General features: G+C 48.0%; 11 protein-coding genes. 7 read left to right on the top strand and 4 right to left on the bottom strand.

The genetic code is table 11. The features are described 5' to 3' along the window. Positions 1–20 precede the first annotated feature (20 nt). The 3 genes from DMN77_RS11385 to DMN77_RS11395 are packed head-to-tail and all read left to right on the top strand — an operon-like array spanning position 21 to position 5522. A complete protein-coding gene (locus DMN77_RS11385; protein ID WP_179015029.1) occupies positions 21–1133 on the top strand; it encodes a sialidase family protein in 1113 nt (370 codons plus the stop codon). After that, positions 1130–1936 carry a polysaccharide deacetylase family protein gene (locus DMN77_RS11390; protein ID WP_068780051.1) on the top strand — a complete coding sequence of 269 codons (807 nt, stop codon included), beginning with the start codon at positions 1130–1132 and terminating at the stop codon, positions 1934–1936. Before DMN77_RS11385 ends, DMN77_RS11390 begins: the two co-directional genes overlap by 4 nt. 34 nt (positions 1937–1970) lie before the next feature. Next, positions 1971–5522, top strand: coding sequence for a CBM96 family carbohydrate-binding protein (locus DMN77_RS11395; RefSeq protein WP_179015031.1), 3552 nt, complete (start codon positions 1971–1973; stop codon positions 5520–5522). 296 nt (positions 5523–5818) lie between these two features. On the opposite strand, the gene DMN77_RS11400 is transcribed toward DMN77_RS11395, so the two are convergent. Next, entirely contained in the window at positions 5819–6715 is an 897-nt protein-coding gene (locus DMN77_RS11400; protein WP_179015032.1) for an NAD(P)-dependent oxidoreductase, read from the bottom strand. Positions 6716–7266: 551 nt separating this feature from the next. On the opposite strand from DMN77_RS11400, the gene DMN77_RS11405 reads away from it, so the two are divergent. The 3 genes from DMN77_RS11405 to DMN77_RS11415 all read left to right on the top strand — a co-directional run bounded on the left by DMN77_RS11405 (position 7267) and on the right by DMN77_RS11415 (position 9963). After that, complete coding sequence (locus DMN77_RS11405; RefSeq protein ID WP_068780054.1) at positions 7267–8622, top strand: glucose-6-phosphate isomerase; 1356 nt, start codon at positions 7267–7269, stop codon at positions 8620–8622. A gap of 106 nt (positions 8623–8728) precedes the next feature. Then, on the top strand, positions 8729–9361 hold the full coding sequence (locus DMN77_RS11410; RefSeq protein WP_179015034.1) for a YigZ family protein: 633 nt from the start codon (positions 8729–8731) through the stop codon (positions 9359–9361). 5 nt (positions 9362–9366) lie between these two features. Beyond that, a complete protein-coding gene (locus tag DMN77_RS11415; protein WP_179015035.1) occupies positions 9367–9963 on the top strand; it encodes a TetR/AcrR family transcriptional regulator in 597 nt (198 codons plus the stop codon). 195 nt (positions 9964–10158) lie between these two features. Here the strand turns inward: DMN77_RS11415 and DMN77_RS11420 are convergent, their stop codons facing one another. Next, positions 10159–10560, bottom strand: coding sequence for a secondary thiamine-phosphate synthase enzyme YjbQ (locus tag DMN77_RS11420; protein ID WP_068780056.1), 402 nt, complete (start codon positions 10558–10560; stop codon positions 10159–10161). Between the two features lie 997 nt (positions 10561–11557). Between DMN77_RS11420 and DMN77_RS11425 the strand changes: the two genes are divergently transcribed. Next, positions 11558–12622, top strand: a complete 1065-nt coding sequence (locus DMN77_RS11425; RefSeq protein WP_068780191.1) for a sulfate/molybdate ABC transporter ATP-binding protein — start codon at positions 11558–11560, stop codon at positions 12620–12622. A gap of 303 nt (positions 12623–12925) precedes the next feature. Here DMN77_RS11425 and DMN77_RS11430 read toward each other — a convergent pair whose 3' ends face one another. Then, complete coding sequence (locus DMN77_RS11430) at positions 12926–14020, bottom strand: ABC transporter permease (protein WP_179015037.1); 1095 nt, start codon at positions 14018–14020, stop codon at positions 12926–12928. Continuing rightward, positions 14017–15030 (bottom strand): ABC transporter ATP-binding protein, encoded by a 1014-nt coding sequence (locus DMN77_RS11435; protein WP_082790039.1) that lies wholly within the window; start codon positions 15028–15030, stop codon positions 14017–14019. The genes DMN77_RS11430 and DMN77_RS11435 overlap by 4 nt, the downstream gene beginning before the upstream one ends.

The raw sequence follows: 15030 nt of genomic DNA on the forward strand, positions 1-15030 counted from the left end.
AACAGGAGGACATGCAAACGATGAGGAATAAAGCGATCCGATACTGTACGGTGGCGGGCGCCGGACCTAATAATCCGCGCAATGATACGGCTAGTATCGTTCAGCTCAAGGACGGCAGCCTGCTTCTTGTTTGGCATAAATACGAGAATAACATCGAGGGAGGGAGCGATTTTGGTCTCTGCCGCATTCATGCCAAAATTTCGAGAGACGATGGGATCACATGGGGCGAGGAAACCCTGCTTGTGGACGTAGAGCCTGGCGACCATAATGTGCAGGCGCCCGGGGTGACCCGATTGCCTTCCGGTGAACTGCTGCTTCATTGTGTGCGCGGTCATCAAGGAGGCAGCAGCTCGACGATGTGCTTATTCCGTTCCTCAGATGAGGGGAAAACCTGGAACGATGCAGGCACCATATGGAACCGAAGTAACGGACAATGGATTCAGGGAGGCGCCAATCAGATGAACGTCTTGTCGAATGGTCGATTGCTTCTGCCATTTCACTTCGGAACGGGCCATCAGGGGAGCCAGCATAATACCGTTGCTTGCTATCTAAGCGATGATGAGGGCAACAGCTGGAGAAGGTCAAGCGGAACGGTCAACTTGCCGATGCGCGGCGCCATGGAGGCGTCGGTAGCAGAGTTGCCTTCCGGACAGCTGATCATGTCGCTTCGAACACAGCTAGGATCGGTGTTCTTGTCCTTCTCCGATGATAGCGGCGAAACATGGTCATTACCTCAAACCTCAGGACTCAGAGCCCCGGAATCATGCTCTTGCCTAAGACTTATTCCCGGCACCAACAACTTGGTTATATTTTATAATGATAGCTGCTACGATCCTGCAAGACACCATTATGGACTGCGTACCCCGTTAACCGCCGCCGTATCGAGCGATGATGGGATCACATGGATGAAATTGGGAGATATTGAGACCGGACCATTCGAATTTATGAATTTGAATTGTACGTTTACCCATTCGGGGAAAGCGCTGCTGACTTATACGAAAGTGGAGGACCCGCAAATCACCCAACAGGACATATCGCTGCCCTTCCAAAGGACGGGAATGGATCTGATGCTGGCTAATATCGAGCGGGGATGGTTTGATGACCATTGCCTTACAAAGGAGGGATTACGTTGAGAATACGATACGACCGTTTTCCTGGCGGAAGAATGAAAGCGGTCACATTAAGCTACGACGATGGTAGGGAAAATGATCGTATGCTTGTGGCCAAAATGAACGACTACGGCTTGAAAGGAGCCTTTCATCTCAACTCGGGCTTTTTTGGAAAGCCCGGTTATATTAACGCCGAAGAGGTCTCGACGCTGTATGCCGGGCAAGAAGTATCTTCCCATACGGCAGCCCATCCGCATCTGGATCTAATTCCTCCGGACCGTATGGTTATGGAGATCATGGAAGATCGAAATGCGCTGGAGGAACTTACCGGATGTCCTGTTCGCGGCATGAGCTATCCGTATGGTTCCTGGAATGAACGGGTTGTGTCGGCATTGCCCGGCCTCGGCATTGAGTATGCCCGGACGACGAACAGTACTCATACCTTTGCCATGCCGTCCGATTTCCTGCAATGGCATCCTACTTGCCATCACAAGCAAATGCTGGAGTTCGGAGAGAAGTTTCTCTCTGATACGCCGAGGCATGCACGAATGGCTCTATTCTATGTGTGGGGACATAGCTATGAGTTTGATAGAGATCGGAATTGGAACATCCTCGAACAGTTTGGTGAGTTAGTAGGACGGCACAGCGACATCTGGTATGCTACGAATTCTGAAATTATCGCTTACATGAACGCATTACGCCAGCTCCGCTGTTCCGTGTCCGGTCACATCCTACATAACCCGTCAGCTATGTCTGTGTGGATCGAAGTGGAAGAAACGGCGATCGAAATAAGACCTGGAGAGATCAAGAACCTAAATGCAGACTGATCGCTTTCAAATCTTAATAGAGGAGTGATTGTATTTGACACCTATTACATGGAAAAGATCCGTCATTCTATCTTTATTTGTTATTGTCAGCTTATTCGTGACTAGCGGAGGTTCTTCGATTTACGCGCTTGAAAACAATGATGACGTGACCCAGATTCCAATACAGGCCGATACGTATGTGAATGCAGGATCTCTTGCAAATACAAATTATGGTACGGATCCGATGCTTCAGGTGAGAACGTGGTCAAGTGATCCGAATTATACCAGGGAATCCTACATGAAATTTGACCTAAGCTCTTATTCGGGGGAAGTAGGATCGGTAACGCTAAACGTGTATGCAGCAGTAATTAATACGAACGGCAGTCCGTTGGCCTTTCAATTGTACGGGGTGGAGGACGATACGTGGACAGAGAACAGGGTAACCTGGAACGAAAAGCCGGTCATTGACCATTATTTGGCCAATGTAAATGTAGGTTTGACATGGAAATGGATTCAGGTGGACGTGACTTCCTTTGTGAAGGCACAGCTTGCCTCCGATCAGGTTGCCAGCTTCGGGTTGACCCAAGCTGCCCAAAATGGAGCGTTAATCCATATCAACAGTAAAGAAAACGCAGTCAATCAGCCTTATTTATCTCTATCAAATAGACGCGTTGATCCATCGGCGCCAAGTTGGCCCTCCGACGCAAGCGTTGTGATTGAAAATTTAGGCGAGAGCGGTTTGGATTTGAAATGGTCGGAAACGCAGTCACCAGAAAATACGGACAGTTACCAAATATTTCAAAATGGAAAGTCCAAAGCAACTGTAACAAGTGATACGTACCATATTCCGATCCAGGATTTAGATATCGGCAGTACGTACACCTTCAAGATCGAGGCCGGAAATAGTCAAGATAAGTGGAGCCATGATGGCCCGTATGTAACCGTGAACGTTCCAAAAACCGAGCTAAAGCAAATGAAAATTGGAAATGTGTTCAATGAGAATGAACCGATCCAGTTCAAAGTAGCAACACTGCTGCCTAGCGTTACGTGGTCTGCTTATGATATGCAGGGCACCAAGATGTCCGAAGGTACAGCATACAATGACCGGGGGAATGCCATTATCAACGTCCCCTACACGAAACGCGGCTACTTTAAGCTCCGGGCAACGGCGGAATCGTCAGATCAACAAACATCGGTACCATTGGAAACATCGTTTGCCGTTCTGTCGCCTTATGATTTTACGGCTGTAGCGGATTCGCCTTTCGGGATGGCGACTCATCTGCATCGGGGACAAACGAATACGATCCCGATCATTCAACAGGCAGGCGTTAAATCGGTTCGGGATGGCATCGAATGGCATGCGATCGAAAAATCAAAGGAAGTGTACACGTTCAACCCCGTGCCGGATAACTATATGGCGCAGCTCAAAGAGCAAGGTATCGATATGCTGTTTGTCTCTGGATATAACAACCCTTTTTACGACAACAATGGTACGCCATACACCGACCAAGGTCGTGAAGGTTTCGCCAACTATGCCGAAGCTTACGTAGATTCCTACAAAGATCAGCTGATCGCGATGGAGGCCTACAATGAATTTCATGGCTCGTTCGGCAAAAGAGGCAACAGTCCTGCCAACTCCCGGCCTGACTATTATTTTAAATTATTGAAAAAAACGTATGAGACGGTCAAAGCCAGCCACCCTGAATTCCCGGTCTATGGCATTGTCGCCTCTGAAGATGCAGTGAGCTGGATCGAGGAAGTGTTCAAGCTGGGCGGGCTGCAGTACATGGACGCAGTTACATTGCATCCTTACCTGTACCCGAATGAGCCGGAAAGCTTGACAGAATCCCTCGATCAAATCAAGGCATTAATTCGCCAATATAATAACGGTCAAGATAAACCGATTTGGATCACGGAATTCGGTTATCCAACCCATAAGTCCGTGAATGGCGTTGATGAAATCATACAGGCAAATTATTTGGTTCGCTACTATGTGTCGGCAATTTCAAGCGGAGTCGAAAAAATATACTGGTACGATATGGTGAATGACGGAGTTCGTAATGACTACAACGAAGATAATTTCGGCCTGCTCCGCAATGCGGCTGACCCGCTCGGCGCATTCACTCCGAAACCGGCATATGCCGCATACGCTGTGATGACAAGAGAGCTTACAAATTGGCAATTTCACGAGGAAGAGCCGTTGGAACCCGACCTCAAAAGTTACCTATTTATGGATGGTGGACAAAACAACAAGCGGGTCGTATGGTCGCTCGAACCTGTGTCGGCTGTGATCAAGACGAATCAGTCCGTTGAGATTACGGATATGATGGGTAATACGCGGACGTATGCGCCGACGAACGGTCATATTTATGTAACCTTGACGGGAGAGCCTATCTACATCAAAGGAAATATCCAAACGATAAATAAGGATGCGACATTTACCGTTTCTGGTGGAGGTGCTCTATCAGGCGAGCCTGTGACCTTTCAGGTTGAAATGAACAACACAACAGCTCAAACGCTTGACTTCATATTGGAGGTAGAAGACCAATCTTATGCGTTGAATGCTGCCCCTGGTCAGACCAAGCTGCAGTCAGTGGTTGTGAGCGGGTTAGATGAAACTGGAACACGGATCGTCAAGGGAGTTCTGAAGTCTGGCGGGCAAGCCATCGGGCTGCTGCAGTACGCCGCTGCTGTAGATTCTTCCGAAACGCTTCAAATTCGTCCGGTAATGAACGGTAACGAGCCGCTAAGTCAATCGATTAAAGTCCAAATCCGAAATCACTCAAAGATCAACGCCTTGCCTGTTCATCGTATAGATTGGCAGCTTGGTGCATTATCGGGCAATCAGGAAGTGAATCAAGTGCTGCAACCTGATTCGATAGGGACGTTTGATATCGCACTGCAAAATTTTGAACTAGGAAAAAGTTTCACGGCAAACATTAAAGTAGCTTATGGAAACAACAAAACCTATGTCTATAAAGGCAATATTGATTTCAATCCGGTTTATAGCGGAACACTTAACGTTGACGGCAATCCCGATCCGCTTATTGTTGCGAAGGCGCCGACCATCGATCTATCCAAAGGCAACGTGAAGATGAGCGGCTACCAAGGGGCCGATGATTTGAGCGGCTCCGTATGGTTGAATTACGACAACGACTATTTTTATTTGACTGCAAAAGTTAAGGATAACATTCATGCTTACCCAGCAACTGATGTGAACATGTGGAACAACGACAGCATCCAATTCGCCATTTCGAACGGTTTGCCCGGAGAGGATTCGAACTATTATGAATACGGGATTTCTCAAACAGCGGCAGGATCGCAAATTTATCGCTGGATTGGGCCGATAGGGATTGCAAAGGGATTGGTCTTAAACGGAGAGGTTCGAGTAGCAAGAGACGAAGCCCAGAAGCTGACGACTTATGAATTGGCATTGCCTTGGTCGGAATTAGCCCCAATCACGACAGAGAGTGGAGTATTCAACTTTTCATTGCTAGTGAATGATAACGACGGAAATCAGCGAAAAGGGTATATCGAATGGGGCGGCGGAATTGGGGATGGCAAAGCGCCAAGTAAATTCCGATCGATGCAATGGATTCAGGAATAGGCTGGTAACGCGAATCAACTCCGTCCCTTATGGGACGGAGTTTTTTGGCTTTTAAATACAGACGTAACCACTTGCAGCCGCAAAACCGGCTTTGTATTTTAAGGCATTTTTTATCTGTAGAAATAGCAAATCGGATCGACTGATCTTTTTCATATAGGGCAGGTTATAGACATATGTTCAAAATACGATTTTAGGGCGAATTGTGAAAACAAGTAAATAAATGAAAGGCAGGAACAGCTAACGCTGCACCTGCCTTCTTGGCATTGCTGAATGGCAGAAATCACGGGAAAGATGGATCAGATTTGCTTATCACCGATCTTCTGGCCAATCCAGGCTTCGTAAACTTTTACAACAGAGGATAAGTCCTCATCCCCATAACCTTCGGTCTGGCCAGCCTGGAACAGACTTTTGGCCAAATTTAACATGGGAGCTGGAATCCCGGAATTGTCCGTTAGAGATGAGGCCAGCTTCAAATCCTTCAGCATGAGAGAGAGTGAAAACTGGTTCGTGAAATCATGCTCGATGATTTTGCGGCCTTTGAGTTCGGCTGCTTTGCTTCCTGCTGAACCTAGCTGCACCAGTTCGAGGAAGCTGTCCACAGGCAAACCCGATTTGGCGGCGATGGCAAAACCTTCGGCAAGTGCCAGGTTGTTGATGCCGACGATCGCATTATGGGCGATTTTGGCTACGGCACCGCTGCCGTTGGGTCCCATGTACAGGATCTTCTTGCCCATAATTTCGAAAAGGTCGCGGCATTTCTCAAGGATGTCCGCATGACCTCCTATCATGAAGACAAGCGATCCGTCAATGGCGGCTGGAGAGCTTCCGGTTACAGGAGCGTCAAGGAAGCTTCCTCCCCGCTCCTGAACCTTCGCCGCCGTCTGCTTTACAAGCGCAGGGGAGATCGTGCTGCAATCGATCACGATTGCGCCGGACTGAAGCCCAGAGAGAACACCCTCGGAACCGTCGTATACGGCTTCTATCGATTGGTCATTGCTTACCATTGTAATGACGATATCGGTGGATGCCGCCGCTTCCTTAGGAGATGCGGCCTGCTTGGCACCTTGACTAACGAGAGGAGCGCACTTTGAAGCAGTACGATTGTACACTGTGACTTCATAGCCTGCTTTCAGCAAGTTTGCAGCCATTGGCGCGCCCATTGTTCCCAAGCCGATAAAACCTATTTTATTCATGATTGTCCACCTCTTTTTAAGTATCTGCAAACCTACTTGTATTTTAACATGTTGGCAGGAAGGGTGCATAATGTGCCCTTGTGTTCATACAGGTTTTACAGTATCCTATTTTTAAGTTGTTTTAGTAGTTGTTCAAAAAGCTCGCTTTGGATAAAAAAAACCGATCAAAGTCACTCAAGGCTGAGCGACAGCGATGCGAGTACAGGTTTTCTTGCGAATAGAGTTTCATTAGCCATGCTGATAACGAATAAACTCTATCTCTATCACAAAGTGAACAGGCAGCTATTTGGCATCAAATCTTGAATTTAGCCGGGCCTAAGCGAATGCCTACGAAGTTATGTTTCCTCCGGAAACATCTCAGGTGCTCATGTACCCACTTCGTATGTCTCATCCTCAAGCCCTAGCTTTATCCAACCTTCTCGGTGCTGAGAACTCGATCTTTTTGAACTTCTATTTAAGAGGTTGTCACTTTTATTTAAGAGGACTAATGACTATCATTACCTCTTGTGGATAGGCAGTGCGATAAATATATAGATGGAGGTTTGTTTCAGATGAGTAAAAAAGTAACGTTTGATTACAGTAACGCTTTGGAATTCGTAGGACAGCATGAGATTGATTATTTTGCTGAACCCATTCGTCTTGCTCATGAGCAGCTACATAAGGGTACAGGTGCAGGCTCCGATTATCTTGGCTGGATTAACCTGCCTACCGAGTATGACAAAGAGGAATTTGCCCGCATCAAGAAGGCGGCAGCCAAAATTCAAAATGATTCCGAAGTATTGATCGTAATCGGCATCGGTGGTTCTTACCTCGGCGCACGCGCTGCGATTGAATCTTTGTCGCATTCCTTCTACAACTTACTTCCTAAAGATAAACGCAAAACTCCTGAAATCTATTTTGCAGGTAACAATATTAGCTCCACTTATGTAAATCATTTGCTTGACCTGATCGATGGCAAGGATTTCTCCGTGAATGTCATCTCCAAATCCGGTACGACGACAGAGCCGGCGATTGCTTTCCGCATTTTCCGTGCAGCACTGGAGAAGAAATACGGCAAGGAAGAAGCCCGCAAGCGCATCTACGCAACGACAGACCGCGAGAAGGGTGCGCTCAAGAAGCTCTCGAACGAAGAAGGTTATGAATCCTTCGTTATTCCCGATGATGTAGGTGGTCGTTATTCCGTGCTTACTCCGGTTGGTTTGCTTCCGATTGCCGTTGCTGGCATCGATATCGATGCGATGATGCAAGGCGCAGCTGACGCAGCGAAGGAATACAGCAATCCGAACGTAGCTGAGAATGAGAGCTACCAATACGCTGCCGTGCGTAATGCATTGTACCGCAAAGGCAAAGTAACCGAAATTCTCGTCAACTACGAGCCGTCCTTGCACTACGTATCCGAGTGGTGGAAGCAGCTCTACGGCGAGAGTGAAGGTAAAGATTATAAAGGCATTTTCCCAGCGGCAGTTGATTTCTCTACAGATCTGCATTCCATGGGACAATTCATTCAAGAGGGCAACCGCAACATCTTTGAGACGGTGATTCAAGTTACTGAAGTATCGAGTCACATCGCGATCGAATCCGATCCGGACGATCTTGATGGATTGAACTTCCTCGCAGGCAAGACGATGGATTTCGTGAACAAGAAGGCGTTCCAAGGAACCTTGCTCGCCCATACCGATGGTCAGGTGCCTAACCTGGTCGTTAATGTAGAGGATATGACTCCATATTCTTTCGGTTACCTCGTATACTTCTTTGAAAAAGCTTGCGGCATCAGCGGTTACCTGTCAGGCGTAAATCCATTCGATCAGCCAGGCGTTGAAGCTTACAAGAAGAACATGTTTGCGCTTCTTGGCAAGCCGGGCTATGAGAAAGAAAAAGCAGCTCTGGAAGCAAGACTGTCCGAATAAGATTACGACGAGTTGAACACCAGAGGACATAACGCCAGAAAGCAGTTCTTTTCGGAAAAAACCGGATGGGCTGCTTTTTGGCACATTCATAAGGATGAGGATATTGATGTTGGAACGTTACAGAACAGTTAGGCAAGCAGGCGAGAAGGAAATCGTCATTCGCAAATCGCGGTTTATTGGCCATATCAAGCCGGTAGAGAGCGAGGAGGAAGCGGTCGCTTTTATTGAGGAGATCAAGAAGAAGCATTGGAACGCTACCCATAATTGCTCGGCTTATATGATCGGCGAAAGAGATGAGATCCAGAAGCAATCCGATGATGGGGAACCCAGCGGAACAGCAGGCAAGCCGATACTGGAAGTTATTAAGAATCAAAATTTGAAAAATGTGGCGATCGTCGTAACCCGTTATTTTGGCGGTATTCTGCTTGGGGCGGGGGGCCTGATCCGGGCTTATACGGATGGTGCCGTAGCAGCGATTGAGGCGGGAGAGGCGATTACTCGGGTACTGCATCAGGAAGTCCTCGTTGAGCTTGACTATACTTGGCTTGGCAAAGCAGAGAATGAGCTTCACAATCGTGGAATCCGCATGGGGCAGACCGAATTTACTGATAAAGTCACATTGCACTGCTTACCGCTCGCAGACGAGGCGGAGCAATTTATCAACTGGATGACGGATATGACTCAAGGGCAGGCAGAGATGATGGCGGGTGACAAGGTTTATTTTATTGAAGGGGAATAATGCCTATGGCAAGAAGAGCAGTAGAGCAGGAATTATCAAGGGAAAGAATTATGGATGCCGCGAGACATCTGTTTATTACGAAGGGTTATCGGGGTATTTCCATGCGGAGCATTGGGCAGCATTTGGGATATAGCCACGGCTCACTTTATTATCATTTTAAAGAGAAGGCAGAGCTGTTCTATGCGATTGTGGTGCAGGACTTCAATCATTTGACCCTGCTCTGTGAACAGGTGACGAAGCGCCCGGTAGTGGATGGACTCACGAAGACGGAGGAACTGATGCTGGAGTTTATTAAGTTTGGCCTTGACCATCCGCATCAATACGAGATTATGTTCATGCTCCGTGATGAGGAGATATTGTCCTATTGCCGTGCAGAACAGTCCAAGTGCTTCGACAAATTCAAGACAATTGTACAGCGTTTCTTGAAGGAAGAGCAGCATCCGCTGCAGCAGAATCCTTCCTTTCCGCTGACTATGTTTTTGGGGATTCACGGGTTTATTTCGTTCTACATCCAGGACCGTCTTACCTTTGATGAGATCATGCCCGCTGCAGTGGGCCATGTCAAAATGTTAAGTCAGAGCACGTACCGTTTAACGTCATAGGGCGTTTTTGTTTTCCATCCGGACTTTATCCATTTACACTATCATCGCTGTACTTCTGTATTGCATTAATCAAACAGGGCGATAAGTCGATCGTTATATAATGCTGGAGTTGTTTCATACATGTATGTTTATTCCAAAGCGTAAAGGGCCTGGGATTCCCGAAAAGGAATGCAGGCCCTCTACGTGTCTCAGTTTTCAGTCTTCTTGTATTTTAACGTAACAATGGCGCTGACGTGGACCGTCGAATTCACAAAAATAGATGCCTTGCCACCGCCCGAGCAGCAGCTCGCCATCCTCTAGGATCACAGTCTGGGACGTACCGGTGGTCATTGCCTTCAGATGAGCGGCCGTATTGCCCTCCGCATGACGGTATTGCGGATGTTCCCAAGGGTATACTTCATTCAGCCTCATTAACACATCACGCTTGACGTCCGGATCGGCATTCTCATTAATCGTAATTCCTGCGGTAGTGTGCGGACAATAGACGATGACATGACCCTGTTTAACCCCGCTTTTATGTACAAATGCCGTAACTTCTCTTGTAATATCACGCATTTCATCCCGCTTGGCTGTGGATAATTCAAGCTTATAAAGCATCGTTGACCTCCTCTGATTAAATATTTTTGGCTTAGTATATCACAATTTTAGCATATCGCCATCATGAGACCTATTTATTGAAACATCAGAACTCTAACGGAAACCACAGCCGTTATTATGCCCATTTTGGTCAGGTTGGAATTATAACGGAAATCAGGTTCGCTATTTGCTGGCTAACAGCCTGTTTCCATAGTAATTTTCTGACATAAGGTCGTCCATTTCCGTTAGATTGAAAAATGTGGCTTTATCGCCATAATAGCGTCTTCTATTTCCGTTAAAAGCAGTATCCCTATGGTTTGTCAGAATCGGTCAGAATTCAAGCCCTATTTTTTTCTTTTCTGGCTGTCAGGCGATGGATAGACGACTTCCTTATTGTTTACGGATACTGGAAACCTTTGATTGACTGAGGTTAGACGGTTATAAGCATTTTGGCAATTTCCACGCTGCTTAACATAAAACAATAACCAGAATGTTATGAGGCTTGCTAAAACCGGGCAAGAAAAGAAGCCACGGCATAAGCTGCGACTCCTGTTAAGCTATTTATTTTACCCGCTACTGAAAATCGACCTAATTGAACCCATATATGACTTGCAGAATTTACTAAGGGAATTCAACGGCTAAAAAATCGAGAATAGCTTGGCTAAACTCAATATCTTGAGCGGGGTCCTCTGAATATTGTTCATAACAGACAAAGTGTTCGTTGCCTTGACGGATAAAGGTCGTTACGTCTATATCATGTTTCTTGGCCTTATTAAGCAGCTTCTCGAACTGTTCGTAGGGGATTTGTGTTGTTCATGAAGCTATCGTTTCAGCTTTTTAGTGCGCCGCGGAGACTAGAAATATTTGGTTGACTGAGGTTGGACGGTTTGATAAAGTGTTTAATAAGAATAAAACCAAGTAATTTCATATGAAATTATGGGATGTTAATTATACGCAACTGGTGGCCCTGCTCCAACGACCTGCTGCCGGAATTGATGAAAGGATGTGGCCTCTTCCGATGCATATAGAAGTACGAAATCTGGATAAGCATTTTGGCAATTTCCATGCCGTGAAAGACGTGAGCTTTGAGATTGAAAAGGGACAGTTGATCGGATTGCTCGGACCGAGCGGAGGGGGCAAAACCTCGATTCTTCGCATGCTGGCAGGGCTGGAGCAGCCGGAATCAGGGGAGATTCTGTTCCATGGACAACGGGTGAACGAGCTTGCGCCGCAGGAACGCGGAATCGGCTTTGTATTCCAGAGTTATGCATTATTCAAGCATATGACGGTATTCGATAATATCGCTTTTGGACTCCAGGTCAAAAAAGTGACCAAAAGTGCGATAAAAGAGCGTGTGATGGAGCTGGTGGAGCTAACGGGGCTTAAAGGGTTCGAGGGGCGTTATCCGCATCAGCTTTCCGGTGGGCAACGTCAAAGAGTCGCCTTCGCCAGGGCGCTTGCGCCAGAGCCGCAGCTTCTGCTGCTCGATGAGCCCTTCGCCGCGATCGATGCGAAGATCCGCCAGGAGCTGAGGTCCTGGCTGCGCGAGTTGATTGAACGTGTCGGCATTACATCGATCTTCGTCACCCATGATCAGGACGAGGCGATTGAGGTCGCGGATGAGATTATGATCATTAGCGAAGGCCGGCTGGAGCAGAAAGGTTCGCCATGGGACATCTACCGGGAGCCGCGGACACCGTTTGTCGCTTCCTTTATCGGACAATCAACGCTGATTGATAACCCGTCCGAGCTAAGAGGCTTCGAGACGGAGGTATCCGGTTCACAAGCAAAGGCCTTAATCCGCCCGGAATATATCGAGATCGGCAGCGAGCGGGATTTCTCCCTACTGTCTGCTACGTCTGTCGGAGTTGTGAAGCATGTACATTTTCGCGGCAGCGAATGGCTGGTTGACGTTGAAGTGGGGGGGAACGTATTAACGACCTTCCGCTCGCTGGAGAAGGAGACGCTTGAGATCGGGCAGGAGATTCGCGTTCTTGTCCATCGCGCCTATCTATACAATGAGCAGCGCAGTTGGATTGTTGAGAATCCGTTGAAGCGTGATCCGATGAGCGCTATGATATAGACGGGTGATGAGGCAATGGTTGAAGGGCTATCGTATTTGGATTACCGTTCCTTGCAGCGTTGCTTTATGTGAATACAGCCAGTCTCTTTAAGAAAATAAAGCGCGAAGAAGATACGACGAACAATACGGCTTGGGGCGCTATATTAGTTGCTATTATTGTTATTGGGTTCCTCTTACTAATTCGTATTTCAGGATAGAATAAGCAAATGACCTGGCGTTTCCGCCAGGTCATTTATGTGTATGAGCATAGTATCTAAGGAGAAGACAGGGGGCTGATTAGAAGTCCTTGGCTCTCAGCAGAGCTTATACCCTTGAACGGATCTCCTGGCGAATGAACAGATAGTAGGAAATACCGAAGCAGACCATCGTCTCGGCGATCATCCCGGTTAACTGCGGCCATACCAGAATAAGGCTTTGTCCCAGGGACAATGGGCTGGAAATGGCTCCGACAAGCTGATCCATCGTGAGCGGACCGAGTGAGCGGATTCCCGGTGAGAGCATCGTCGTAATCGTCTCCGTAAACAGATAGGTTGGAGAAAGGCGATTCAGAGTGAGGATCAGGTTCATCTGGTGAATCTGCGTCGCGACGTCCGCCGTTTGCGAGACGGCGGTGATGCTGTCGATCAGCCCGGTGATCATGCTATAGAAGATGGCAAAGAACAGCCAGATGGCCATCGAAGACAACGCAGAGGTTGCCGCCTGCCGAAACCGGATGGAGAACAGGATTGACAGATTGAGCCAGAAGCCGATATAGACGACGGCGATAATCAGGAACAGAATGACCCTCAGGAATTCCTCCGGTGTTGGCGGATAGCCGATGACGAACAGACCGAGTCCCATAATTAAAAAGCCAAGGGAGAATACGACGACAGCGATCAGGAACAAGGATGAGACAAATTTGGCGATAATAAAATCATCCCGGTACATCGGCTGCGACAACAGCTTTCCAAGTGTGCCTTTGTTGCGCTCCGAATTGACAGCATCGAAGCCAAGCGCGATGCCGATCAACGGACCAAGCCAGGCCAGAAAACTGGAGAAGGGCGGTATGGCGAGCGTTGGGCTCGTAAGTGTGAACATCCGCAGGAACATAAAGGTATTGCCCGATCCCTGGCTATTCGCTGAGCCACTGCGGATTGCCGTTACAGCAGAGAAGACCGAACCGATGCAGGCCAGCACGATGATGCCGATCAGAATTCCAAATCTCCAGCTGCGGATGTGGTCACCGATTTCCTTATGGACCATCACCCAGAATGGTGAAGTACTTCGTTCATGTTCATCCGCAGCTTGATCGCTGCTATGCCTTTGTCTCGGTGGAAGCCCAAGCTTCGCCTCGAAGCGGTCCAGGATCTCAATCCAGCGTGACCAGGCTGATTGTTGTTTGGCTGTAGTGTCTGTCATCGCTCTCCCTTCCTTTCGAAATATCGATGATATATATCGTCAAGGCCATAATCCTTGCGCCGCAAATAGACTAGATCAGCATTGCTGCGAATGATGGTCTCGGCAATTTGCGAGGTAAGATCCCGATCACAGACAATGGTCGCCAGATCGTATTCCTCGTTATCCTTACTCTCCGCAGTGCTCTGATTCCGATAAATCTCCAGCACTCCTTCAAGCCCGGATATGCTGCTCAGAAGTGGTTCAGTCCACTGATTTGTTCCCACCTCAATATTAATCGAGCCATCATCGTTCAGCTGATGTGAGAGCGTTCGTATATCTCCGCAGGCGATCAATTGTCCTTGGACAAACAGGCCGACCCGGTCACATATTTGCTGAACCTGATGCAGGTGATGGGATGACAGCAGCACGGTCAGGCCTTGATCGCGGCTGAGCGATGAGATTAGCTGCAGCAGCTCGCGCACTCCCTCGGGGTCAATCCCTAGCGTAGGCTCATCGAGAATGATAACCTCCGGATTCTTGATGAGAACATCAGCCAAGCCCAGTCGCTGCCGCATCCCGCGTGAGAACGCACCGACCTTCTTGCGCATTTGCTCGGCAATACCGGTCTTCTCCAACAGAGTAACAGCGCGGGATTCTGCTTCGTCCCTTGATATTCCATTCAGCCTCGCCGTATAGATCAGATTGTCGAGCGGAGTTCTGTCTTCATAGAAGCCGATATCATCAGGCAGGTATCCGACTCTTCTCTTTACTTTCAGCGCTTCACGGGTAGGATCGAATCCACAGATCCTTGCTTGCCCGAAGCTGGGATCGGTAAGTCCGAGCATCATCAGGATGGTAGTCGTCTTCCCGGCGCCATTAGGTCCAAGCAGCCCGAAGATCTCCCCTTTATTGATGGTCAAATTCAAATGATTAACCGCTTTATAGTCGCCATAGCTCTTGGTTAGCTCTACAAGTTCAATGACCGGCTGATTCCGCACAGCTTGAGTGGAAGTTGCCATCGTGTTACTCAT

This window comes from Paenibacillus sp. 79R4, assembly GCF_013393165.1.
In the GTDB taxonomy this organism is placed as follows: Bacteria; Bacillota; Bacilli; order Paenibacillales; family Paenibacillaceae; genus Fontibacillus.

Excerpts from the sequence above, each read along its gene's own strand:
- DMN77_RS11405 (WP_068780054.1), top strand. The coding sequence starts at position 7,267 with ATGAGTAAAAAAGTAACGTTTGATTACAGTAACGCTTTGGAATTCGTA.
- DMN77_RS11435 (WP_082790039.1), bottom strand. The coding sequence starts at position 15,030 with ATGAGTAACACGATGGCAACTTCCACTCAAGCTGTGCGGAATCAGCCG.
- DMN77_RS11425 (WP_068780191.1), top strand. The coding sequence starts at position 11,558 with ATGCATATAGAAGTACGAAATCTGGATAAGCATTTTGGCAATTTCCAT.
- DMN77_RS11420 (WP_068780056.1), bottom strand. The coding sequence starts at position 10,560 with ATGCTTTATAAGCTTGAATTATCCACAGCCAAGCGGGATGAAATGCGT.
- DMN77_RS11410 (WP_179015034.1), top strand. The coding sequence starts at position 8,729 with ATGTTGGAACGTTACAGAACAGTTAGGCAAGCAGGCGAGAAGGAAATC.
- DMN77_RS11430 (WP_179015037.1), bottom strand. The coding sequence starts at position 14,020 with ATGACAGACACTACAGCCAAACAACAATCAGCCTGGTCACGCTGGATT.
- DMN77_RS11415 (WP_179015035.1), top strand. The coding sequence starts at position 9,367 with ATGGCAAGAAGAGCAGTAGAGCAGGAATTATCAAGGGAAAGAATTATG.
- DMN77_RS11385 (WP_179015029.1), top strand. The coding sequence starts at position 21 with ATGAGGAATAAAGCGATCCGATACTGTACGGTGGCGGGCGCCGGACCT.
- DMN77_RS11400 (WP_179015032.1), bottom strand. The coding sequence starts at position 6,715 with ATGAATAAAATAGGTTTTATCGGCTTGGGAACAATGGGCGCGCCAATG.